At 70.9% G+C, this 21467-nt stretch carries 26 protein-coding genes and 2 pseudogenes; 9 read left to right on the top strand and 19 right to left on the bottom strand.

All coding sequences use genetic code 11. The features are described from left to right. The 8 genes and pseudogenes from ABT112_RS21465 to ABT112_RS21430 form a co-directional block, all read left to right on the top strand. Positions 1-237 (top strand): annotated as a pseudogene (locus ABT112_RS21465) (ATP-binding protein); the annotation flags it as partial. Between the two features lie 109 nt (positions 238-346). Beyond that, positions 347-913 (top strand): WhiB family transcriptional regulator, encoded by a 567-nt coding sequence (locus ABT112_RS21460; RefSeq protein WP_351511879.1) that lies wholly within the window; start codon positions 347-349, stop codon positions 911-913. After that, on the top strand, positions 910-1983 hold the full coding sequence (locus ABT112_RS21455; RefSeq protein WP_351511877.1) for a DUF2637 domain-containing protein: 1074 nt from the start codon (positions 910-912) through the stop codon (positions 1981-1983). The genes ABT112_RS21460 and ABT112_RS21455 overlap by 4 nt, the downstream gene beginning before the upstream one ends. Before the next feature lie 100 nt (positions 1984-2083). Next, complete coding sequence (locus tag ABT112_RS21450) at positions 2084-2308, top strand: hypothetical protein (RefSeq protein WP_351511875.1); 225 nt, start codon at positions 2084-2086, stop codon at positions 2306-2308. After that, on the top strand, positions 2305-2973 hold the full coding sequence (locus tag ABT112_RS21445; RefSeq protein ID WP_351511873.1) for a plasmid mobilization protein: 669 nt from the start codon (positions 2305-2307) through the stop codon (positions 2971-2973). Before ABT112_RS21450 ends, ABT112_RS21445 begins: the two co-directional genes overlap by 4 nt. Beyond that, on the top strand, positions 2973-4733 hold the full coding sequence (locus ABT112_RS21440; RefSeq protein WP_351511871.1) for a relaxase/mobilization nuclease domain-containing protein: 1761 nt from the start codon (positions 2973-2975) through the stop codon (positions 4731-4733). The genes ABT112_RS21445 and ABT112_RS21440 overlap by 1 nt, the downstream gene beginning before the upstream one ends. A gap of 89 nt (positions 4734-4822) precedes the next feature. Next, positions 4823-5227: a hypothetical protein gene (locus ABT112_RS21435; RefSeq protein WP_351511870.1), complete on the top strand. Its 405-nt coding sequence runs from the start codon at positions 4823-4825 to the stop codon at positions 5225-5227. A 398-nt stretch (positions 5228-5625) separates the two neighbouring features. Further along, positions 5626-6276, top strand: coding sequence for a hypothetical protein (locus ABT112_RS21430; protein WP_351511868.1), 651 nt, complete (start codon positions 5626-5628; stop codon positions 6274-6276). A gap of 551 nt (positions 6277-6827) precedes the next feature. Here the strand turns inward: ABT112_RS21430 and ABT112_RS21425 are convergent. The 7 genes from ABT112_RS21425 to ABT112_RS21395 form a co-directional block, all read right to left on the bottom strand. Continuing rightward, positions 6828-7052: a MarR family transcriptional regulator gene (locus ABT112_RS21425; protein ID WP_351511866.1), complete on the bottom strand. Its 225-nt coding sequence runs from the start codon at positions 7050-7052 to the stop codon at positions 6828-6830. 103 nt (positions 7053-7155) lie between these two features. Continuing rightward, positions 7156-7485, bottom strand: a complete 330-nt coding sequence (locus ABT112_RS21420; protein ID WP_351511865.1) for an esterase — start codon at positions 7483-7485, stop codon at positions 7156-7158. Positions 7486-7567: 82 nt separating this feature from the next. Next, a complete protein-coding gene (locus ABT112_RS21415) occupies positions 7568-7780 on the bottom strand; it encodes a hypothetical protein (protein WP_351511863.1) in 213 nt (70 codons plus the stop codon). A 42-nt stretch (positions 7781-7822) separates the two neighbouring features. Then, positions 7823-8083, bottom strand: coding sequence for a hypothetical protein (locus tag ABT112_RS21410; protein WP_351511861.1), 261 nt, complete (start codon positions 8081-8083; stop codon positions 7823-7825). Between the two features lie 51 nt (positions 8084-8134). Beyond that, entirely contained in the window at positions 8135-8317 is a 183-nt protein-coding gene (locus tag ABT112_RS21405) for a hypothetical protein (protein WP_351511859.1), read from the bottom strand. A gap of 19 nt (positions 8318-8336) precedes the next feature. Further along, the gene (locus ABT112_RS21400; RefSeq protein WP_351511858.1) at positions 8337-8690 is read right to left on the bottom strand and encodes a MarR family transcriptional regulator; all 354 of its coding nucleotides are present in this window, start codon (positions 8688-8690) and stop codon (positions 8337-8339) included. Positions 8691-8799: 109 nt separating this feature from the next. Further along, positions 8800-9147: an SPDY domain-containing protein gene (locus ABT112_RS21395; protein ID WP_351511856.1), complete on the bottom strand. Its 348-nt coding sequence runs from the start codon at positions 9145-9147 to the stop codon at positions 8800-8802. A 217-nt stretch (positions 9148-9364) separates the two neighbouring features. On the opposite strand from ABT112_RS21395, the gene ABT112_RS21390 reads away from it, so the two are divergent. Beyond that, entirely contained in the window at positions 9365-9631 is a 267-nt protein-coding gene (locus tag ABT112_RS21390; protein WP_351511854.1) for a hypothetical protein, read from the top strand. A 169-nt stretch (positions 9632-9800) separates the two neighbouring features. Here the strand turns inward: ABT112_RS21390 and ABT112_RS21385 are convergent, their stop codons facing one another. The 12 genes and pseudogenes from ABT112_RS21385 to ABT112_RS21330 form a co-directional block, all read right to left on the bottom strand. Then, a complete protein-coding gene (locus ABT112_RS21385; protein ID WP_351511852.1) occupies positions 9801-10112 on the bottom strand; it encodes a hypothetical protein in 312 nt (103 codons plus the stop codon). Between the two features lie 67 nt (positions 10113-10179). Further along, positions 10180-11124: an SPDY domain-containing protein gene (locus tag ABT112_RS21380; RefSeq protein ID WP_351511850.1), complete on the bottom strand. Its 945-nt coding sequence runs from the start codon at positions 11122-11124 to the stop codon at positions 10180-10182. A gap of 121 nt (positions 11125-11245) precedes the next feature. Continuing rightward, a complete protein-coding gene (locus tag ABT112_RS21375) occupies positions 11246-12085 on the bottom strand; it encodes a winged helix-turn-helix transcriptional regulator (RefSeq protein ID WP_351511848.1) in 840 nt (279 codons plus the stop codon). 61 nt (positions 12086-12146) lie between these two features. Further along, positions 12147-12809, bottom strand: a complete 663-nt coding sequence (locus ABT112_RS21370) for a hypothetical protein (RefSeq protein ID WP_351511846.1) — start codon at positions 12807-12809, stop codon at positions 12147-12149. Continuing rightward, the gene (locus ABT112_RS21365) at positions 12806-13282 is read right to left on the bottom strand and encodes a hypothetical protein (protein WP_351511844.1); all 477 of its coding nucleotides are present in this window, start codon (positions 13280-13282) and stop codon (positions 12806-12808) included. Before ABT112_RS21365 ends, ABT112_RS21370 begins: the two co-directional genes overlap by 4 nt. Beyond that, the gene (locus ABT112_RS21360) at positions 13279-14052 is read right to left on the bottom strand and encodes a glycosyl hydrolase (RefSeq protein WP_351511843.1); all 774 of its coding nucleotides are present in this window, start codon (positions 14050-14052) and stop codon (positions 13279-13281) included. The genes ABT112_RS21365 and ABT112_RS21360 overlap by 4 nt, the downstream gene beginning before the upstream one ends. Beyond that, positions 14049-14654, bottom strand: coding sequence for a DUF4913 domain-containing protein (locus ABT112_RS21355; RefSeq protein ID WP_351511841.1), 606 nt, complete (start codon positions 14652-14654; stop codon positions 14049-14051). Before ABT112_RS21355 ends, ABT112_RS21360 begins: the two co-directional genes overlap by 4 nt. A gap of 1274 nt (positions 14655-15928) precedes the next feature. Next, complete coding sequence (locus ABT112_RS21350; RefSeq protein WP_351511839.1) at positions 15929-16504, bottom strand: hypothetical protein; 576 nt, start codon at positions 16502-16504, stop codon at positions 15929-15931. Between the two features lie 45 nt (positions 16505-16549). Then, the gene (locus tag ABT112_RS21345; protein WP_351511837.1) at positions 16550-17716 is read right to left on the bottom strand and encodes a DnaB-like helicase N-terminal domain-containing protein; all 1167 of its coding nucleotides are present in this window, start codon (positions 17714-17716) and stop codon (positions 16550-16552) included. A 244-nt stretch (positions 17717-17960) separates the two neighbouring features. After that, a pseudogene (locus ABT112_RS21340) lies at positions 17961-19743 on the bottom strand (type IV secretory system conjugative DNA transfer family protein). Positions 19744-19835: 92 nt separating this feature from the next. Beyond that, positions 19836-20501 (bottom strand): hypothetical protein, encoded by a 666-nt coding sequence (locus ABT112_RS21335; RefSeq protein ID WP_351511836.1) that lies wholly within the window; start codon positions 20499-20501, stop codon positions 19836-19838. 73 nt (positions 20502-20574) lie between these two features. Next, positions 20575-21324 (bottom strand): hypothetical protein, encoded by a 750-nt coding sequence (locus ABT112_RS21330; protein ID WP_351511834.1) that lies wholly within the window; start codon positions 21322-21324, stop codon positions 20575-20577. Positions 21325-21467: the final 143 nt, after the last annotated feature.

Raw genomic sequence — 21467 nt, 5'->3', positions numbered from 1 at the left:
CTGCTGATCATCGACGATCTCGGCGCGGCCAAGTCCTCCGAGTGGGTCGAGGAAGTGACCTACCGGCTGATCAACCGCCGGTACAACCTCGAACTGCCAACGCTGATCACCACCAACCTGAGCATCAGGGACTTCCGGGCCTACATCGGCGACCGCGTCGCCTCCCGGCTCGCGCAGATGACCACCCGCGTCGAGTTCGAGCCGGTCGACCGCAGACGCTTCCGCGCTGCCGCCTGACCTTCCGCAGTCCGGCCGCGCCCATGGCGCGCCGACCCGTCTCCCTCTCACGAACCAGCGCCTCCTCCGCCGACGCCCCTGCGCGCGGAGAGCGATCGGAGCACCCCGCATGACCACCACGACGATCACCCCTGCCCGCCACCGGTCGCTCGGCGACCACACCTGGCAGGACGATGCCGTCTGCCAGAGCACCGAGTACAGCCCGGTGGACCCCGAGACCTTCTTCCCGGAGCCCGACGAGACCGACAAGATCGCTACCGCCAAGTCGCTGTGCGGGCAGTGCCCGGTGCGCCGTACCTGCCTGGACGCCGCCCTCGAAGGCGGTGACACCTACGGCATCCGGGGCGGCATGACCGAGGAGGAACGCGGCCCGCTGCACGAGCAGCTCGCCAACCGCCTTGACTACAGCCGTGTCAACGCCACCGTCGCCGGGCGCGACGTGCACCTCACCAAGGCCGAGCGCCGCGCGGTCGTTCACGCCGCCTACCATCACGGCCTGTCGGAACAGCGTCTGGCCTGGCTCCTGAAGATCACCGAGGAGCACGCCCAGAAGCTGTACCGCGAGCTTCGCCGGGCCCTGCGCAACCGAGACCTGGAACAGAGCACGCAGACCACCCCGTCCCTCAAGGCCAACGGTGAGCGTCTGGGCCGCGATGACTTCGGGACTGCGGCGTGAGCACCGCGAGCGCGCCCAGGGCGGCGCACATCACCGACTGGGACCGCGCGGTTGTCATGGCTCTGGGCAGCGTGGGATGCGCCCTGAGCTGGGACGCCCTTCAGCAGATGGCTGTCGCCATCCACGTCCGAGGTTTCCTCAGCTACCTTTTCCCGCTGGTGATCGACGGGTTCATCGCCTACGGCATCCGGGCCCTCATGGTCCTGCGCGACGCGCCGCTGCGTGCCCGGCTCTATGTCTGGATGCTCGTCGGCACGGCCACCGCCGCCAGCATCTGGGCCAACGCGCTGCACGCGGTGCGGCTCAACGAGGAAGCGGTCACGGACACCGGGCTCCGCCTCGGAGACGCCGTGGTCGCGGTGTTGTCCACGATCGCCCCGCTCGCGCTGGCCGGAGCGGTCCACCTCTACATCCTCATCGCTCGAGGGCCGGTCAAGGACAGTGACCGCGAGGACCACGGTCAGGTCGGTCACCTCGGTCAGGTCGGCAAGCCCGCCGGCATCGCGGTCACCCGGGCTGACCGGGCCGACCGGGTCGGTCAGCAGTCGGAGTCCGGTCAGGTCAGGGCCGGGCAGCCGGTCACTGCCCTGACCGATCGGCCGCGTCTGTCCCTGGACAAGCAGACCCCCACTCCTCGGTCACTGACCGGGGACAGTGCCCCGGCGGACAGCAGCACCCCGGTCACCGGTCACCACGGTCAGCCGCATGAGGCCGCTGACCTGCCCGGACAGCCGGACACCGCGCGGCCGGTCACTGACCGCCCGGAGACCACCGAGCCGGTCACCGGCCACCAGGACAGCCCCTTGCCGGTCACCGAACGGCCGGTCACTTCGCCGCCGGTCACTGACCAGGACGCCCGGACAACCGGTGACCGGCGCTCTGACCCGGACACCGAGGAGCTGCTGGAGATCGCCCGGTCGGCGGTCAGGGCCGAGGACAAGCTGACCCGCAAGGTGGTCGCCCAGGCGATCCGCGGTCAGCAGATCCCCCTGTCCAGCGACACCCTGACCGCCTTGATGGCCCAGCTCCGCGAGCAGCACGGGCAGCAGGTCACTTCCGTCCGGACCTGACCGGACCCCACGGGGCGGGTGACTGAGCCGGCACCTCGGCCGGTCACCCGCCCCGGACACACACCCCCACGCCCTGGCGAAACGAAGCGGAGAACACCTCATGCGCACCCGCCCGGCCACGCCTGCCGAGGTCGATTCCTGGCTGACGGTGCTGCACCAGCGCGGTCACCTCCACCGTGCCCAGTGCGGCCCCGACAGCTCCTGGACCGTGCAACGCGAGCGGCACAGTCGCCCCTGGACTCTGCATCACCCGGTCCTGGCCATGGACTGGATCGAGGAACTCGTCCGCGAAATTCAGCAGCAGGATCCGGAGACGAGCCGGTGACAACCGCCAACGACCCGGTGGTCACCACGGCCGGACAGCAGCGTGAGCCCACGACGGCTCCAGGCGGAGCAAGTTGTCGCATACGACGGTCCTACGGCCCGTCGCACGCACTTGCCCCCGCCCAGGAGGGCGGGGGAAGCCCGGTTGGTCCCCGAGCGAGGGCGCATGGGGACCAGCCGGGCAACCGGCACCAGGGGGCGCCGGTCACAGGGGGAGAAGCAGAGCACCGCGCCTCGCGCGAGCAGCCGATCCCGAGCACGCCCGCGTTCCCTGATCGCACACCGCGCCGCCGCAGCCGCAATCCGAGTGAGCGCACCCGCAAGACGACCACCCGCCTCTCCGACACCGAGAAAGCCGAGATCGTCACCGCTGCCGCGCAACGCGGCGTCACCGTTGCCCGGTTCATCGCAGCCGCCGGCCTCGCCGTCGCCCGCGGTTCCACCACCCTGCACTCCAACGAGCAGCTCGACGCTGCCATCGACGAGCTGGCCGCCCTGCGCACCGCGCTCTCCCGGGTCGGCAACAACATCAACCAGATCGCCTACGTCCTCAACAGCGGCGGCCTCCCGCGTGCCGGTGAACTCGACCGCGCCCTGGCGGCCTTGATCCGACTGCTGTCCCGCGTCGACGACACGGCCGACGCCCTGGTGAAGAAGCGGCTCTGATGGTCCCCAAGATCCGGCGCGGCTCACGCACCCACGGTCTCCTCGTCTACCTCTACGGTCCCGGGCGACGTGACGAGCACGTCGATCCTCACCTCGTCGGGAGCTGGGACGGCTTCGCCCCCGACCCCGGCCGCGACCCGGACCCCAAGGTCACCCTCGCCCGCCTCACCGCTGCCTTGGACCTGCGTGTCAAGCAGGCAGGCGACCGCGCGCCCGCCAAGCACGTGTGGCACTGCTCGGTCCGCACCGACCCCGGCGACCGGATGCTGACCGATGCCGAGTGGAACACCGTCGCCCGACGCCTGGTCGCGGCGACCGGGATAGCCCCTGAGGGCGACCCGGACGGTTGCCGCTGGGTCGCGGTACGCCACGCGGACGACCACATCCACATCCTGGCCACCATGGTCCGAGGTGACCTGCGCCGCCCCCGGATGAACTACGACTTCAAGAAGGCCCAGGCCGAATGCCGTCGCATCGAGAAGGAGTGGGGACTGCGCCGCCTGAATCCGGGTGACGGCACCGGCTCCCAGGCGCCCACCAGCGCCGAGCGCTTCAAGGCCGAGCGCACCGGACGACCTGAGCCCTCGCGTGAAACGCTGCGCGAAGCCGTCCGCCAGTCCCTCGCCGGGGCGGCCACCGAAGAGGAGTTCTTCACCCGGCTGCGCGAGGCCGGGCTGCGCGTGAAGGTACGGACCGCCCCGTCCGGTGACGCGCTCGGCTACAACGTCGCACTCCCCGGCGACCGCAACCGCAACGGTGAACCGGTCTGGTTCCCCGGCTCCAAGCTCGCCCCAGACCTGTCCCTGCCGAAGATCCGCCTCCGCCTCGGCGACGACACGGTCGACCAGACGGCGCCTTCGGCCACCATCAGCGGTCGACTGGTCTGGTCCCCGCCCGCTGGGGCACGGCGGAGCGCCGCCGGCATCGCCGAGCACGCTGCCACCCTGCTCGACAGCGACGACGACAACGCCGCAGACCACCTCGCGGGGGTCGGCGAACTCCTGGACGCTGTCGCCCAGACCTCCCCGGCCGCCACCCGCGCCGAGCTGGCTGCCGCCGCCCGAGCCTTCGAACGGGCGACCCGCAGCCACGTCCGAGCGGAACGCGCCGACACCCGCGCGATCCGCTCGGCGGCCCGGGGCATCATCCAGGCCGGCGGCGCACTCGGCCGGGGCGAAGACGGCGGCACCACCGCCATGCTCGCCTCGACCCTGGTCCTGGCCGCCCTCGCCGCCGCCCGCTGGCACTCCGCCCGCGGCCACGCCCAGCAGGCCCACGCCTCCCGACAGACCGCCGAGCACCTGCGCACCGCCTACCGCCAGGCCGCCGCCACACCCATGCGAGCACTGCACGACCAAGGCCGCGCCCTCCCCGACGCCGTACGCCGAACCCACGAGGCCACCATCCGCGCAGCACTGCCGCAGCAGGGGCCACGAGCAGACGGCACGCCGACGAAGACCGACGCCCTGGCCGCAACCCTTGCCCAGGCCGAACAGGCGGGCCACGACCCCGACGCGCTCTTGCAGCGGGCCATCGCCATGCGCGAACTCGACACCGCCGAGGACGTGAACGACGTCCTGGTCTGGCGCCTGCGCCGCCTCGCCCAGCTCCCCGCACACCCGGGAGAAGCGACTCCTCACCCGCAGGCCGGAACCCGTCAGCCCACGACCTCGACCAACGACCACACCAGCAACCGGACGGCCCCAACGGCGGCAGCTCGCCCCGGCACCGACCCACGCACCCGACCACCGCGCCGCTGACCACTGACCGGGGAGGCCGGTCACCACGAACCCCCTGGACAGCCGATTCCCCGGCTGTTACGGATGAACCAGAAGGACTCAACCGGGAGATGACCCTCGTGCTCAGAACCACCGACCGCACCGCAGAGCCGGCACCCGTGCTGCCCACCCTCCCGGCCGGCACCGACCCCCTGCTGCAACTCGAATACGAGATGCAACCGCCCAGCGGTCCCGGCGCGACACGCTGCCTCAGCCACCCGGACGAGCTGGCCCTGCGCGGAATCCCCGTACGATGCTCGGCCTGCCGCGCCCGACGCGACTGGCTGCTCATCAACCACGGCCGCAACGTCTGGATCGTCTGCCGGTGCAGCAACCAGTGGCTCGAACCCGAGATCAGCCGCACCGACTTCGACGCCCTGATCGCCATCCCGGACCGGAGGACCTACCCCAGTGTCGCCGAGGGCCTCGCCGCGCTCGGATTCGACGGAGCCTTCGCCGGCACCTACCTGCAGTAGGCCATTTCGTTCGGGTCATCCGATCGTTGGTCCAGGTGAGCCGTTGACTGACGTGCAGTGGGTGCGGATCCGTTGCTTCCTGACCGAACGCCGAAGTGGGGTGGCCGGTGGCGGGACCCCGCGAGGCGGACGAGTAGGCCTCGATGGCTCAGCGTTCTCGATCGGCGGGAGCCTCGGCTTGGCCGTCTTGGCGGCCTCGCTGGCGATGCCGATACTCACGGAGATCTCGGAGGACCGCGTTGCACAGCCGCGCTTGTTCCCGAACCCCGGCGCGCAAGCGCCGGCCGCGTGCAGCCGTCGGCACCACCGACCTGAAGTGCACTCTCTCCGTTTACTGGTCGTGAGGGGCCTGAGAGCCGAACGGAGTGCTTGTCAGTGGCAGCTCCTAGGTTTGAGCCGTGACAAGCAATTGGCAGCGGCTGTTCCAGGCTCCCCGTGTCCCCGACCCGCACTCGCCGGGCAGCTATCCGTACCGCGGGCCGGGGGCGGAGATACCGCCGGACCTGGACTGGGCCTCGTTGGACCGGCTCTGCCCGGTCGAACCCCTGCCGGATCGGTACAGGTCTCTCCTCGCCCCCGAGGTCATCAACGAGATGCGCGCGGAGCTGAAGCGCGGATTGACCCCGCCATTCCATGGCCACTGGGCGATTCGGCTCGGTCGGCTCTGGGAGGACGTGGTGCCTGCCAAGTGCCCCGAGCCGACCAGCCGCACGGCAGGTCGACTGTACGTCCTGGAATTCCAAGGTCCCCATCAGTACGTACTGTTGGGGCACACCAAGGACGTGTCGGAGCGGGTGCGCTGCCACATCCGGGAAGCTGGCCGCCACGGCTACGGGCTGCTCAATGCCTGGGCCTCCCCTGTGCTGCCGCACGCTCAGGAACAGGAACAGATGGCACTGCACCTCGCCGAAGACCTACATGACGCCCGGCATGTGGGTGAGCGCTTCTACGAGATGCCGTTCGACACTGGTCTCACAGTGGTCCGGGCGGCGGCGGAAGCCGGTCTGCTGAACGCTGTGCCGGACGCTGTCGATGCGGAACCCGCGTGAGGACCTAGCTATTCAAGGTAGAGCATGCTCACTGGGTTCCCCTCGGCGTCGGCCAGGTAGATGCCGACCAGACCGCGTATCTGTTCTTGGAAGGGTGGCCGAGGGCTTCAACGATGAGCCGTGCGCAGTCGCTGATCTCCTGACTAGCGTTGCTCGCGTCCGACTCGCCGAAGAGCATGCGCAGTCCTGGAACGCGAGGTAGTGAGGCGGTGCCCATGGGCACCGCGTCCCCGACGACACGAAGCGATCGACGACTGCCGAGTGCGGTGGGAAGCGCGAGGTATACGGGCTGGTCAGGGCCGCCAGGGCGGGACTGCTATGCATGGTCAACTCCACAAAGGATGTGGAATCGAGCGCAGGGGTACCAAACGCCGAGGAGCGCCATCGAAATGTCGGTGGCGCTCCTCCGTTGCAGGATGGGCAGCCGCGGTTGGCATTCTTCGGCAGCCCACCTCGGAAGTCGCAGCCGGGGCACTCGTCCTCACCCTGGACATGCCCCTCGTACCAGCCGTGGACGGCCGGGCAGGATCGCCTTGTCCGGAAGGCGACGGTCAGCCAGGGGAAGCCGACTCGCTATGCAGGTCACTGCGGAACCCCCGGCCGACCGGCTTCCAGCCCTGGAACGTGGCCGGCCTCCAACGGGGCCTGTCCGGCACGGTGGTGTCGTCGGGCGCGGGCAGGCTGCCTCGGCTCTTGCGGTTGCGGGCGGCGCTGACGCTGATGCCCAGGTGGGCGGCGACCTCCGGGTACCCCCAGAGCTGCTGGTCGTCGGCCATCGTGTCCTCCTCGTTCGTCGGGGATGAGCGTACGAAACGCGGCCGGGTGTACGGCAAGGCCGCCCCTGCCTGATCGGCGCGGGGCGGCCTTCTGCGGTTTCGGTCAGACCTGGGCGAGGCGATTGGAGAGGTCGAGGGCGGCGGTCGCGACCGCGAGGGCGGCGCTCAGGCCGAGCACCTCGTGGAGGGTCGGGCGGACCAGGCGCGGCCAGTCGTCAGGGGCGGCAGGCCAGGAGGCGAGATGCACCTCGGTGGTGGCCAGGCCCAGGTGGGCGGTGACGTCCCACCCGGCGAGGGGCGCTGGTTCCCAGCGCAGGTGGATGCGGCCGAGGGCGATTCTCGGGGTTTCGGCGGCGAGCCAGGTGACGTCGAGTGGTCCGTCGGGGAGGGCGGAGACGCGCTGGACCAGCGCGCCGCGTACCCCGTTCGGCATGGGGCGCACGGCGAGGCCGTGCAGTGGAAGGACGTGGGGCGGGCGGGATCGAGACGAGATAGGAGCCTCCGGAGCTGTGGGGTCAGGCCCAGGCGAGGGCGTCGCTGACCGCGGTCGGGAGGTAGTCCTCCTGGCCGTCCTCGGTGATGAACGCCTTGCCGTCCCGGACGACCACCTCGGTCCCCACGTAGTGGGCGAAGGGAAAGTCCGGGTTGATGGCGAGGCGAATCGGAAGGCTGGGGTCGAGGTCCTGGAACTGGCGGAGCAGGTGGCCGACGGTCAGGTGAAGGGGCATGGGGATCTCCGAGTGTGGTGTGGGACGGCGGGGCCGGGGAGGTCAGGAACGGTTGAGGCGCAGCAGGTCGCGGACGGCCTTCGGTCCCTCGGTGTGGGTGGCGAGGTGCCTCTTGCGGCTCTCGTTGACGTAGCCCTTGCCGGATTGCTTCATCTCCCAGTCGCCGCACGAGCAGATGGCCTGCGTGTATTCGCGACCGGGGCAGTCGGGGTGGAGCGGCTTGCCGGAGCTGGTGTGCTTATGGTCCGCCGGGCAGAGACTGCGGTCGGCGTGGTGGTTGGTGAGCGGGGCACGGAAGAGCATGGTGAAGCTCCTCGTGGGTGGGGTGGGGCGACCGGTCGGCCGGGTCGACGACTACCGGGTGTGCCCGGCCAAGAGGTCGCGCTGCCACTGGCGTCGTTCGGCATGACGGGCGGCACGGCGGCGGAGGGTCTTGGCGCGGCGGCCGTACTGACCGGGGAGGTAGAAGCAGGTGCAGCGTCGGGCGTAGGCGCACTTGCGGCGGTAGCCGGGGCGGGTGGCCAGGAGCATGCGCACGGTCGGAAGTCTCCCGGAGTCAGTGGGTGAGTCGGTAGGAACGACCGCTCTCCGAGAGCACCAGGCCATCTGCGATGAGGCGTTGAAGCGAGCTGCCGACCCGGTCCTTGTGCATGCCGGTATCGGCGCAGATCTGGGGGAGAGACGAGCCGGGTTTGCCCGCAAGGTGGGTGACGACCCGGGTATCGCGGCGACGCAGGTAGTCCTGGAAGCTGCCCGTGGTGTACGCCAACGCCACCCCGCAGTAGGCCATGGTGAGGCCCTGCCACACCGTGCCGGATCCAGTGACAGCGTCATAGGCGCCGAACGCGCTGGCGCTCAGGCCGCCGATCCAGTTCGTGATCTGGACCAGGTCGTCGGAGTAGATGGTCATGTGCGGTGCGTGCCCTTTCGGTCAAGAGCGTGAGATGGGCCGGTCCGACGAGGTCGGGCCGAACAAATGCCGGTGAACTGGGCGGGCCGTCACTGGCCCGCCCAGTGGTTCAGCGGGAGGAATGAGCGACGAGGGCGGTGATGAATCCGGCGACGCCTTCCGCGGGGGTGTGAAAGCCGAACTCCTGCACCCACGCGTCGCCGTCGGTGGGCTGTACCCGGATCTGCCAGACGATGCCGCGCGTCCAGGCGGTGGGGTCCTCGGGGAGCCAGCCGACGTAGACACGGCCGTCGGGGCTCATCGCGTGGACGTTGGCCTCCGGGGTGTCGACGACTGTCCAGCCGAGGGTGTCGAGGAGGTCGAGGACCGGGCTGGCGCAGTGGTCGGAGGAGAGCCAGTGGGGGTCCTCCACGGCGGGGCGGACGACGGCGGGAAGGAGGGTGGTGGAGGCGTTCACGGTTGGACGGTCCCTTCGTTGACCTGGGGCTTTTCCCAACACCCGTACGTTGACATGCGGTGTGCCGAAGTGCGTAGTCCGTTCCCGGGAAGTGGCGTCTGCCGTGGGCGAACTGGCGGCCGTCAGCAGATGGCCGGGGGCCCGGGAATAGATCGGTGGACGCGGTTGTCCTAACCGGGTTGCGGCAACGGGCCGCACCGAACTGCAGGGGGGCGGAGTGACGGAGCCGAGCAGACACCGGGACGGAGCCGGACTGGAACGCAAGATCCTTGCCGCCGGGCGGCCTTGGACGGTGGGCGACATCGCGATAGTCGACGACGGCCAGTGGGCCGTCGGTACGCAGTCCGACGGACGGCGGGACGAGGACGCGGTGGTGGAGGACCGGATCGCGGAGGGGCGTCGCGTCGAGTTGACGGTGGAGGAGCTGGCCCGCGCGGTGGACTCCCGCATCGGGGATGCCCACCGCGACGAGGACCTCGCCTGACCGGACCGCTCAGCAGTGCGGCCCCCGTCCGGCCGCCGACGGGCCGACAGCGGCCGAAGGAGCGGGCTGTTCGGGCGGCTGGCCCAGGGCGGATGGGGAGCGCCCGGAGCGGGCGACAGCGGCCTGGGCCAGCCGGACTGCCGGGGCCCGGTCCGCGGTCGCGTCGGCTTCACGGGCCTCGATCACGCGCTTGATCGCCTGCAGATACGCACGGCTCTCCGTTCTGGGCAATGCGGAGGTCGACCGCCGCTCCGGTGATCTGGTCTTCTTCGTAGAAGGCCGGCACGTGACCGGGCTGTGTCAGGGCGTGCAGCCGGTCCTGGCGGACAGCGATCGCGGTGTCGGTGATGACCAGGGCCGCGCGCAGGAGCGGGTCGTCACCGGGGCGGCGGACCGCGAGGGACTCCAGAGCGTCGATCGGACGGCCCCAGGCTTTCTCGATCAAGGCGGTGGCCTGGTCGAGTGCGGCGGCGTCGGGCATGGCGGAACTCCCGGCATTCGAAGGTGCTATTCGGTCGGGCGAGGTCCCGGAGGGTCCGGGGCGGGAGTCAGCGGCTGCGGCGCGGAGCCGACGGGCTGAGCAGTGGCACGGCTGTGGGCACGGGGCTGCGTGCCCCGGACCGTGTCGAAGTCGCGGTGCGACTGCGGGCGGCCATGACGCGGAGTTCGGCGGCAGTCTGCGGGGCGCGTGCGGCGCGGCGGACGGCCTGGGTGACTGCGGTGCGCCGCACGTCGAGCGGGGTCGGAGCGCGGGAGACCGAGGGCTCGGCGGTCGGCGCGGCCGGGGCGGCCGGGGTCAGCGTGACCAGGTGCTCCATCCGTCGATTGATCTGGTGCCGTTCACGGATCACCGGGGCCGAATTCGCCATGACGGCCGCGGTCGCGGCGATCAGATGGGACGGGGTACGGGTGGTGAACACCGCTTCCGCGCGCGTGCCCCAGCCCGGTGGACCGGCCCACAGGGTGACGGTCTCGTCATCCGGGCCGTAGCTGCGGTTGTCGATTACGGCGCCGGCCTGGCCGTTGGGGGCGACGATCTCGACCGTGCCGGGCTTGATGGGGGCGCCGCGCTTCCAGCCGGCGTCGGTCAGCGGTCGAACGGCGTCTGCCCAGTAGATCGATGGGTTCGCCAGGAAGCGTCCATTGCTGTCGTAGACGTCGGCCTCGGCGTAGTCGTGGGCCAGGGCGGTGGTGAGGCCGGCAACGATCTCGGCCGGGGTGACGTGGTTGAAGGTGGCCGTCCAGCGCGTTGCTGAGGCGGCCTCCGTGGCCGCGCTGATCCTCCACAGCTCGAAGTCATCACCGAACCATCCGACCCTGATCCGCTGGTCGGGCGAGGTGACGAGGAGCTGACACGGCCCATCGTCGAGGTAGTGGTGCGGCCAGTGGGCGACCGGGGCGAAGCCGGCGTCGCCGGTCCCGTTGGAACCGGCCAGGTACATCGGACTGACCAGCACCTCCTCGTAGAGGCGCGGGTCATCAGGGGTGTGCATGTCGAAGCTCCGGGGCGTGGGGTGGGAGAACGCGCCCGCGTGCGCAGCAGAACGAACGGCTGCACTGCACGCGGGCGCCATGCCAACGAGGAGAAGCAGCGGGCTCTCGGCGTCATGACGGTCACCGACCCCGACCCGGGGCTGATTGGGCGGTCACGGCCGCCGGCACTCGCGGCTGGGGCTGCGGGGCGTGGCTGAAGAGGTCGCTCGGCGCGGCAGCGCTCCGGCGCAGGGCCGCCGCGGTCCGGCCGCCGTCCGACCCCAGTGGAATGCTGGCGGGCGACCGCGCCGCCGTCGCGACGGGCACCGGAGCCGACGAGTCCCTCCGCGCGACAGCGGGGTTGCTCCAGTGCGAGACGGCCGCGTAGACGGGGCCCAGCGCACGCCCGGCATCAGTCAGGGTGTACGGGGCGCCGAAGCGGCTGTCGGTCTGGACAACCAGCCCGTCGCGCTGCATCTGGTGAAGCCGGTACCTGGTCGCGTTGGTGTCCAGTCCGGCCTCCTCGGCGAGGTCGACGAACCGCGTCGGGCCCGTGTCGAGGACCTGGATCACCGAGGTCGTGTGCCGACGGCTCAGACGCCGAACGGCGTCCTCGACGCGCTCGGCACCAGCGACCTTGCCGAGCGACAAGGTGCTCTGGGACCAGTCGGACAGCGCACGGTGCACCGGGGGCAACGACTCCCCGAACTCGCTGAGCTGGTACGGAGCACCGAAGCGGCTGCCGGTCCGGACAACCAGCCCGTCAGCCTGCATCTGCGCCAGCCGCTTGCCGACGAGCTGCTCGCCGATGAACGGGAGCCTGGCGGCGACCTCGCGCACACGCATGGGATGGCCCTGCTGCGCCAGGGTCTGCGCTGTCCAGGTCGTCCACTTCGGAGCTATCAGGGCCAGCGCGTCCTCGACGCGCTGAGCATCGACCGAACCGATGGAGCGGGCCGAGGGGTGCTTGAGGGTGGGCATGGGGTGAACTCCGATATGGGGAAAGCGGGTTAGGTCTGGATGGCGCCGGGCCCCTTGGGGTTCACCCGGCCGCCTCCACCCGGGCGAGCAGGGAGCGGACCAGGGTGGGCAGGTTGTCCGGGCCGTCGCCGATCCAGACGTGCTCGGATGCCGCGCCGCGGATGTACGCGGCGTCTTCGAGCAGGCCGCTGGAGATCTCCATGCAGGCGTCGGTGATCCGGGAGGCTGCGAGCAGCGACTCGGAGAGCACCTCGACGTAGTCGCCCGGCGTGAGGCCGGCGGCCTCGGCGGCGGTGCGGATCGCCGCTACCTCCAGCGCGCTGAAGGCGAAGTCGAACTCGCCGTCCTGCGCGGCACCGCCGGGTGCGGCGGTGTCCGGGTCCTGGGGCTCGGTGGGGATGCCCGCGCGTGTGCAGATCTGGCCGACCGTGGCGGTGAGCTCGGCGAGGGACTCGGCAAGCCATCCCAGGGCGGCGGCGTAGGAGGCCAGGGTGAACAGGCCCACCGGTGTAGCGGGACGTGGCTCGATCAACCCTTCGAGCTGGTCGGCGAGTTCGCAGGCCACCTTGGGCCCGGCGGACAGCGCACCCAGTACGGGGTGCAGGTAGGAGCGGTTGGCGGCCGTCGGGTACTCGGCGGTGAGGATTGCGGAGACGCTCTGCGCGGCGTCGGTGAGAAGGTCCGCCAGTTCGGTACGGGGCAGAGGGGTACGTTCGGCGGTCATCGCTGGGCGGCCTTTCGGGGGGCAGCGGCCGTGGGCCGGGCTGCTTCTGGAGGAGTTACTGGGGTATTCGTCGACCGGTCGGCCGTGAGGGAAGAGCGGGATCGGGCGGCCTGCACCCGAGCCTCGGTGGCGGAGACCGTCTCGGTGTCCTGCTGCTGGCCGGTGCGGAGGTGGGCCGAGCGGTAGACCGCGTAGTCCTGCCGGCTTCCGGCGGCAACGAGATAGACCTCGCGCTTGTGGTCCGAGGTCGGCGGAGCCGCGCGGAACTGGATGACCATCCGGTAGGACACGGTGGGGTCGACGTAGACCTTGTGGAAGCCGGCGAGACGGCCCTTCAGCGGCAGACAGTCGTCACTGCCGTGGACCAGGTTCTGCAACTCCAGCAGCGCCAAGTCACGTATCTCGTCAGGAAGTTCTCGCAGGTCGGCGATGGCGTCGGGGTGCGCAGCGAAGGCGAAGCGGGCGCGGCTCACAACGGCCTCCCCTGTACCGGAGGCTGGACCGGTCCCGCCGGGGCCGTGCGGGGCGCGTCGAGGCCGGCGCTCGGCGTCGCGGAGGCACCGGCCGACCGGGCGAGGGCGATGCGGGCGGCGCGGGCCCGGACGACGGCGCCGTCGTGATCGGTGTACTCCGGTGGTTCGGGCAGCGGGCCGCTGCGCTCGTCCAGCCAGGTACGGGCGGCACTGACATCGGCGAAGGCGCCCTCGCGCATCGTGTACGTGCCGGCGTCGCAGTCCCACTCTTCGTGGAAGACCCGGATCGGCGCCTTTGTGGCACAGGAGTCGCGGGTCAGCGTCCACGTCTCCCACGGGTTGAAGGTGTAGGTGTCGAGGACATCGAGGCGACTGCCCGACTGCCGGATCCGCTGTTCGACCTGAAGCGTGAGGTCGTCATCGGGCTTCAGGCGGTTGTCGCCGGCCAGTGTGATGCGCGCGGGCGGGCAGCCCCGTTCGACCAGCCAGTTCTGCGCGAAGGACACCGTGGCGTGGCGGCTCGTCTCGAACGTGAACGTGGACCGGCTGAGATCCCGCGCGACCGCGATCGCGACCAGCTCCGGCTCGCCGGGTGTTCCCCAGACGGCTGACCAGCCGTGGGCGAGGACGAAGCTGTGGGGGCCGTTGGGAGTGGTGTGGTGCTGCGCGAGCACCCTCAGGTCACCGGCCCGGACCGTCTCCATCGCCTCCTCGGAGGCGCCATCGGCGGGGGTGAGTTCGGCGAGGTCGAAGCCGAAGGCGTCGTTCACGCCGCCACCTCCGCCTGCTCGGGTGCCGGGGTGGCCAGCACGCGATGGTTGGGGCGGGTGGGGCTCGTCGTGCACGCCGCGAAGGGCCCGTCGGGTGCGCGCAGGTGCACCAGGGCCTGGTCCAGGTGGTCGCGGTGCCAGGTCGAAGGACCGGACAGGCCGGCCTCCGCATCAGTGAACTGCTGCCAGGCCAGCCAGAGTGCGTGGAGCCGGGCGACGGCCTCGGGGTGCTCGTGCCACTGCGCGCACCACGGACGGCTCGTGCTGATCTCCCGGCCGTACACCGGGAGGAAGAGGTGGGTCACCCAGTCGGTGAGGGCGGCGAGTTCGGCAGCGTATGCCTTGCCGCCCAAGGCGATGATGAACACCGAGGTTGGGCCGTCTGCCTGCTCGTCGTCCGCTGCCTCGGCTTCCGGAGCGCCGTCCGTGGGCGGGCTGGCCGCGGGTATGGGATCGGGCTCGGAGCCGAGGCGGTCGAGGATGACGCCGTGCTGCCTGACCTCGGCCATGGTCTTGGCGAGGGTGCTGGCGAGGTCGTCGAGGTCTTCGTCGTGGACGCGGAACGGTTCGGGGCCGGGGGTGGTCGGGCTGGTGTCGGACATCGGGGCTTGCTCCATCTGTGAGACGGCGACATGCCCCAGAGGATGCGGAGAATTCGTGGTTTGGCCCGGCCGGAAAAGTCCGGTAGTGGGGCGCTACACGGCCGTGCAGCGCGGGCGCCGCGGGAAGGGAGGTGCCAGCAACTGCACGGAATGTGAAGCCTGTTGGGGGACGACACCGTTGCCGAGCGCGGTGAGCTGAGCCGGTCGTCCGAGCCCGGGGGTGGCGGTGACCCAGCCGTCATCGAGGCCCTGCATCCACTCGATGAAGTCGGCACGGAGCCGACCGCCCGCGTCGGTGGGCTCGGGCGCGGGACGGGTGAGCGTCTCCCATCGGGCGATGGCGGCTGCGTATGCGCCCCATCGGTCTGCGCGGCTCCCGGAGCCGAGTCCGCCCAGAGCGGCAGGACCATCGTCGGCAAGGGAGGCCGCTACCCCTTGCCGGGGCGGCGGCCCGGAGTGCCCGTGTCGCTGGCCCGCAGTGATGCAGCCGCGCTCGGCAGGGTCAAGTCCCCATTTCCGTGGCGCTGGTTGGGTGACCCCTTGATCCCGTCCGACGCTTTCGGCGTCGGCAGGAGCCACTCGACCTCGTCGGCCAGGTTCGGGCCGTGGCCCCCGCTCTTCCTCTTGGCGGGGTGCTGTGAGCCGCCGTTCTTCGCGAGGTTGCTGGTCGGCGTCTTGAGCAGGGTGCTCGGCGGGCCAGGCGGCGAGGAAGGTCCGTTCGCGGCGGTGCGGGGCCCCGACGTCGGAGGCGCGAAGCACGAGCCACCGTGCGTCGTACCGGAGGTCGGCCCGGGAGCCGAGTACGGCACCGAGTGCCCGCAAAGGAGGCTGACCTGGGGTGTCTCCCAGACACCACGGACAGGGTTCCACGTCGCCAGGGGAGCCGGCGGGGGAGGTGAGGAGGCCGCGCACATTTTCGAATCACCACGAGGCAGGGGCGGAGGGCTTCGACCGCACGGGCGACGTGCAGCCACAGCCCTGAACGGGTCTGGGAGTTGAGTCCGGCCCGTCGGCCGGCGACCGAGACGTCTTTGACAGGGGAAGCCCGCCGTCAGGACGCACACCCGGGGGACGGCGGACCAGCCGACCGTCGTGATGTCGCCCAGGTTGGGCACCCGGGGCCAGTGCCGGGCCAGGATGCGCGAGGCGTCCGGATTGACCTCGGCGTGCCAGGCCAGCGTGCCCCGAGGGCGGACTGCACCCCGAGGTCCAGTCCGCCGTACCCCGAGCAGAGCGAGCCGATCAGAGGAGGGCGCGCGATGGTGGTTTCCATGTCACCGGCTCCGAGTGATCCGGTCCGGGGGAGTGGCCGCTGCCGGGGGCAGGGCCGGGGTGGGAGAGGGAGCTGCGGTTGTGGACCGGCTGCGGGCGGCCTGAAACCACATGGAGGGCGGCGCAACCGTCGCCGACGCGGCGTGAAGGGCGTCGGCAGCGTCGCGCAGGGCCCTGTCCGCCATGCCGAGCGCGTTCCCTATCACCAGTGCGGCCACTTCTCGCGCCTCCCGGACGTCGGGCCGGTCGCGGAGGTGCTCGGTCTGGTCCAGGAGGGAGAGCTGATTGGCCACTGACCCGAGAGCGGACGCCGCCTCACCGACAGGCCCGACAGCGGCGGCGAAGCTGGCGATGACCCGCGCAGTGTGGGCATCCCGGTCCTGGCTGACGGCACGGAAGAGGACCTCGTGGCCCAAGTCGGTCATCATTTCTCCGAGTTCGGAGATCTGCCTGGCCACAACGACGCTGTCCGGCGCACGGCGGGGAGGTCCGGGTACCGGCAGTTTGTCGCGCTGGGCATCGAAGGCGGATGCGGTGGCGCGCAGGGCGCGGGCATCGGCCAGAGGCGTGTTGTTCACGGTGAATCCCAAGGAGGAGGACGAGCGAAGGGCGGGCGAAGGGGTTTAGCCGTGTCCGCGAGAGGGCGGTCGCACGGCGGCCGGGCTGGGGGCAGCGCCAGGCGGGGCCGAGGAGGACGAGACCGGGCGCGGTGCGCTGCGGGCGAGGGCGGCGTGCACCTGCGCAGAAGGGGGCCCGTTCGGCGAAGGAGCCGGGGAGGTTGGAGCGGGGCGGCCGTTCGCGGCCTGCCAGCGGGTGCGCACTTCGTCGAGTGGAGCGAGCGTGTACAGGGCGTGATTGATGAGCCGCCCGGGGGCCAGAGCCTCATCCTCCGCCAGAGCCCGGATGGCACGCGCGGAGGCTGCCGCGGTGCGGGTGACGGAGGAGCGCACCACCTGCTCGCCGAGCCATTCGGCGCTGCCAGGACCCACGCCGTCGCAGATGGCGGCGATCTGGCCGGGCGACAGCGTGCCGTCGGCCAGCAGGCCGCGTCGCTGGGCCTCCCAGAGCAGGGTGATCCGATCGATGGGCTCGCCCCGGTGATGCAGTGCACCGAGGCACCGGTAGACCTCCCCGCGGGCGGGGTCGGCGAAGTCGTCCGGCCGCAGCCAGCCCACCACCTCGTCCATGCCCTTCGGCCGCTCGGCCAGGACGCCGAGAAGGATCTGCTCCTCCTCGGCGCCCTTTGCCCAACCGGGCGGCGGAGCCGCGGCCGGACTGGAGGCCGGCGGGGTACCAGGGTCTACTGGGCGTGGTTCGGTGCCCCACCGTCGCGCGAGATCGGTGAGCACGTCGCGCAGCACGTCCGCGCAGCGCAGCGCTCCCTCGACCTCTCGCTGCAGGGCGTCCGCGCGGGCAGCCTGATGCAGGCGGATCGCGTGCGCGGTGACGCTGCGGTGGATCGCGCCCTCCAGCACCATCCGCCCGTACACCGGGGCATGTGCGGGGCGTGGACAGGCGGAGATCAGGGTGTGGGCGTGCGACGCGGTCAGCCCTCGGACGTGTCGGCCCGCCTCCGCTACCGCATCGGTCACCCACGACAGCGGCACAGCGTTCTCGGCCGCCGACGTCGGGTGGCGGTCGGCATGGAGCTTGCGCACCGCGGCGAACAGGGCTCGGTGGACGGGGCGGTGGAAATGCTCCGGGGTGAGCCAGCCGAGCTGTCGAAGCTGGCTGGGGTCGAGCAGTACCGCGCCGAGCACCGCCTGTTCGGCTTCCAGCAGCGGGCTCATCGCCGCCTCCCATCGGGACGGGCCGGAGGCTGGTCCTGTTGGACGGGGCGGCCAGCGACAGCCTGGTCGGCCGCCGCCATCGCGGTGGCAAAGCGGTTCAGCTGGCCGGTGAACACCGGATCCGTAACGGCGACGGAGCCGGACTCGGCGACCAGCCACCACCAGCCATCGCGCCGGACGGCTGGTGACTGCCCGAGAGGTCCGGAGGGCACCGAGGACGGGAGGGGACCGGACGCGAGGACGCTCATGCCGCCTGCCCGAAGTCGTCACGGGTCTTGGCCTGGGCCCGCTCGGTGATGGCCTTCGTCGCGCGGACCGAGGCCGGACCGATCACCTTGGCGAAGCGCTCCTTGTACCAGGGCTTCAGGTCGAGCATGGCAACTCGGATGCCGGTGGCCAGGAGCAGCGCCTTGCCCTTGGGGAGGGCACGGATCACATCGGGCGGCAGAATCCGCTCGGTACGCATGCTCACCGTCGTGGACTTGCCGCCCCCGCTCATCGACACCGAGGTGGTCTGGACCTCGTGATCACCGCCCTGCCTGCTGATGCGGTCGGCGAAGTCGGCATCATCCACGCCAGATCCGACGATCTTGATGGTGGCGGCGGACCAGAGCGCGTCCATCCCGGCATCGCCCCAGCACCGCTGCCCCTGACGGTAGGACTGCAGGATCGTCATCGGGATCACGCCCCGGGAGCCCAAGTGGCTGTAGAGGTCGGGTAGATCGGAGATTCGGCAGACGTTGGCGGCCTCGTCGAGTACGCACAGGGCGGGCGGGTCGAGCCGTCCGCCGGAGCGCTCGGCGACGATCACCGCGGCGCGCATCACGGCGTCGGCCGCAGCGGCGATGATCGCGCTTGCGCTGCCGCCGCCGTCCTTGCTGAGCAGGTACAGCGTGTCGCGGGAGGTGGCGAAGCGAGCGGGCTTGAACTCGGGAAGGTCCGGGCTGGGGGTGACCCAGGCAACGACCTCCGGGTCGAGCAGGCAGCTCGCGTACTGCCGCGCGGTCTCGAAGATGCCGTCGCGGGTCTCGGTCGCGCCGGAGACGGTTCCCTGGAGCTGGGCGGCGACCGCTTCGTGGCCGGCTTCGGTGAGCAGGTCCACCGGGGTGCGGTCCGCGGGCGAGGCGAGCCAGGCCGAGACGTCGGTGATCGGCCGCCGGTGGCTGGCAGCAGCCAGGAACAACGCGCCCAACGTGTTGCTCGCGGCGGTGGACCAGAAGTCGGTGCCGTTCGACTCGTCCACGCTCGCCGTGGCGAAGTGTCCGGCCAGCCGTTTTGCCCCGGCCAGGTCGCGGGCGTCGGCCAGGATGTCCCACCACATCTCGCGCGGGTGGTGGGCGATCTGCTGGGGGTCGAGGGTCCAGATCGTGCCTACCTCGGCGCGAGCGTCCACCGTCGCGGTGAAGGCATCGTTGGCCGCCTTGTTGCTGGTGAGCAGGACCGGGCCGGGCGCTGCGAGGATCGCGGGGATAGCCAGGGTGGAGGTCTTGCCGCTGCGCGGAGCCATGATCGCGACGATCACGTCCTCCCAGGACGCGCGGACCTCGGCCCGCCCCCGGGAGAGGGTGCCCAGCAGGACGCCTCGGTCAGCAGGGGCGACCTCTTTTACACTCCCGGCCGCTCAGGGACGGCCGCAGGCTCCGGGCCTTGGCGGTGATCTGCTTGTCCAGCAGCGGGGCGAGGTCAGACTTCCCCGCGAGGCCCTTCTGCGCGCCACCGCGCACCCGCACCCACAGCACCAGGCCGAGGACGGCGAGGCAGACGGACAGCAGGCCGGGGACGATCCGCGCGCCGACCAGCAGGGCCGTCGGGCCCAGATGCGGCCACAGAGCCTCGGGACGAAGCAGCGCATCGGTGACCGCAAACGGGGTCCAAGGGCCGCTGCCAACAGCGGAGTTGATGATGTTGGCGGTCAGCCAGGCGAGCGAGCCGAAGGTGAACGCGAGGCCGAGTATGGCGAAGAGGAGATAGAGGAGCGCGTCCGACCCGGTGGTGGTCGAGGGCGCGCTGGTACGCGGTGCGGGCATGAGCGTGGTTCCTGAAAGTGAGCGGGCGGGGGCGGGGCGCGCTCGGCTCTCGTACCGTTCATGGGTCTACTCCTGGGGCTCGAAGGAAACGTTCAGCGAGGTCGGCTGGCGGGGCGCGACGCGGGCGGAGGCGGCCCGGCGGCCGGCGGGCTGCCGGTCGACAGCGTTGGACCGGCATGCGGTGAGGACGAACGGGCGGCCCGCTGCCGGTCCGCTTCGGGACTGCGAACGGACGACGGTGCGGGGATCGCTTCGGCACCGAGGACATCGTCGAGCATCTCCCTCGTCCGCAGGACGTTGACTCTCTCGTGGTGCCTGGGGTCGGTGCGCTCGGCAGGACACGCGGCGACCCCGTCCACCGCGACCTCCAACTGCTCCTGAACGTCCCGGAGCATGCCGTAGGCGGCGGCCAGCCGGGTCCAGGTCTCGAAAGTCGGGTTGTGGTGAGGGTCGTCGAACGTCAGACGGACGCGGGTCCAGTCGGCGGCAGCGGCGACGAGTTCGGTCAGCTCAGGCAAAGCCCCGACCAGCGCGCCGTTGACCTCCTCGATGATCCCGGCCACTTCGTTGGGTGTGGCGTCCTCGGTAAGGCGGGCGATCATCCCGCGGACGGAGTACGGGTCGGAGGACGCACTGGGCAGATGCCGCACCTGCAACCGCTTGTCGGAGCTGGGTGCCACGCTGCGGTCGGCGAGCCGGATGTTGTGCTGCATCGCGGAGTCGACGGCCTCGCCGATGCTGGAGTAGTACTCGGGCACGCTTCCTCCTCGTTGATTGACGTGAACGGCCACGCGGCAGGCCGACGGCTGACGTTGACGAAGATGACCTGGGTCACCGCCGGGGGCCCGAGAAGCGCGGCGAGTGTCCGGTCGCGTTGTACTGCGCTGTTTCGGAGCCGGGCGTCGAGGAGACCTTGGCCTTGGCCGCTGCAGGCGACGTGGCCAGAGCGGCGCCCTGATGATCGGGCAGCTCCGAGGACCGCGTCCGCGCCTCGGTCAGGTCCTGGGACGCGGTGCCTACCCGACGCAGCTGGGCCTCGGAGCCGACGAGTTCGGATTGTGCGCCCCTGACGTACTCGGAGGCGTAGTCGAAGCGACAAGCGAGGTCGTATGCCTCATCGTCGAGGTCGTAGATCTGCTCGATCTGCTCGCCCGTCACCTCCAGCGCCTCCCGCACGCGCTCCAGGACACCGTGCTCGGGGTGAAGAAGACGGTCGACCGCCCGCTGAAGGTCGGCCCCGTTCTCGGCCGCCCTGATCCGGTCCGTGATCCGCAGGAGTTCCGCCCCCGCGGTATAGGGCCCGAGGACAGGCGCCGGGGGGCTCAACCGCGCCGCGTCCAGGGAGGACGGGAGAGTGACGTGGTACCGGGCGGCACGGAGCATTTCGGCCGCGTGGGTGGCGATGGCGACCTTGTCGGCGTCCGGGGTGGTGGTGGGAAGGCGATGGCGCCGGCCGTGCCAGTCCGAGATCTGCTGGAAGCCGGCGTGCTTGAGGAGGCTGGCGGAGAGATCGTCGGTAGCACCCTTTGCCACGACGCTGCCGCTGAACTCGTGGGTGATGATAATCGGAGGGACAGGCACGTTGATCTCCTGGGCGTGGAGTTCGGGTATGGATCGGTGAGCCAGTGGCCCATCTCGCGGAGAGGACAAGGGAGGGCGAACAGAACCCGGGGGACCGGGCCGTGGGGAAGAGGATCTGCAGAATCCGCGATTTGGCCCGGCCG

Origin of the sequence: Streptomyces sp. NPDC002055 (assembly GCF_040296705.1) — a bacterium.
In the GTDB taxonomy this organism is placed as follows: Bacteria; Actinomycetota; Actinomycetes; order Streptomycetales; family Streptomycetaceae; genus Streptomyces.
This window is presented reverse-complemented; position numbering and strand designations above follow the sequence as displayed.

Excerpts from the sequence above, each read along its gene's own strand:
- ABT112_RS21420 (WP_351511865.1), bottom strand. The coding sequence starts at position 7,485 with ATGCCGAACGGGGTACGCGGCGCGCTGGTCCAGCGCGTCTCCGCCCTC.
- ABT112_RS21425 (WP_351511866.1), bottom strand. The coding sequence starts at position 7,052 with ATGGCCGACGACCAGCAGCTCTGGGGGTACCCGGAGGTCGCCGCCCAC.
- ABT112_RS21440 (WP_351511871.1), top strand. The coding sequence starts at position 2,973 with ATGGTCCCCAAGATCCGGCGCGGCTCACGCACCCACGGTCTCCTCGTC.
- ABT112_RS21415 (WP_351511863.1), bottom strand. The coding sequence starts at position 7,780 with ATGCCCCTTCACCTGACCGTCGGCCACCTGCTCCGCCAGTTCCAGGAC.
- ABT112_RS21450 (WP_351511875.1), top strand. The coding sequence starts at position 2,084 with ATGCGCACCCGCCCGGCCACGCCTGCCGAGGTCGATTCCTGGCTGACG.
- ABT112_RS21370 (WP_351511846.1), bottom strand. The coding sequence starts at position 12,809 with ATGACCGCCGAACGTACCCCTCTGCCCCGTACCGAACTGGCGGACCTT.
- ABT112_RS21380 (WP_351511850.1), bottom strand. The coding sequence starts at position 11,124 with ATGCACACCCCTGATGACCCGCGCCTCTACGAGGAGGTGCTGGTCAGT.
- ABT112_RS21345 (WP_351511837.1), bottom strand. The coding sequence starts at position 17,716 with ATGAGCCCGCTGCTGGAAGCCGAACAGGCGGTGCTCGGCGCGGTACTG.
- ABT112_RS21375 (WP_351511848.1), bottom strand. The coding sequence starts at position 12,085 with ATGCCCACCCTCAAGCACCCCTCGGCCCGCTCCATCGGTTCGGTCGAT.
- ABT112_RS21410 (WP_351511861.1), bottom strand. The coding sequence starts at position 8,083 with ATGCTCTTCCGTGCCCCGCTCACCAACCACCACGCCGACCGCAGTCTC.
- ABT112_RS21460 (WP_351511879.1), top strand. The coding sequence starts at position 347 with ATGACCACCACGACGATCACCCCTGCCCGCCACCGGTCGCTCGGCGAC.
- ABT112_RS21385 (WP_351511852.1), bottom strand. The coding sequence starts at position 10,112 with ATGCCCGACGCCGCCGCACTCGACCAGGCCACCGCCTTGATCGAGAAA.
- ABT112_RS21400 (WP_351511858.1), bottom strand. The coding sequence starts at position 8,690 with ATGACCATCTACTCCGACGACCTGGTCCAGATCACGAACTGGATCGGC.
- ABT112_RS21355 (WP_351511841.1), bottom strand. The coding sequence starts at position 14,654 with ATGTCCGACACCAGCCCGACCACCCCCGGCCCCGAACCGTTCCGCGTC.
- ABT112_RS21435 (WP_351511870.1), top strand. The coding sequence starts at position 4,823 with ATGACCCTCGTGCTCAGAACCACCGACCGCACCGCAGAGCCGGCACCC.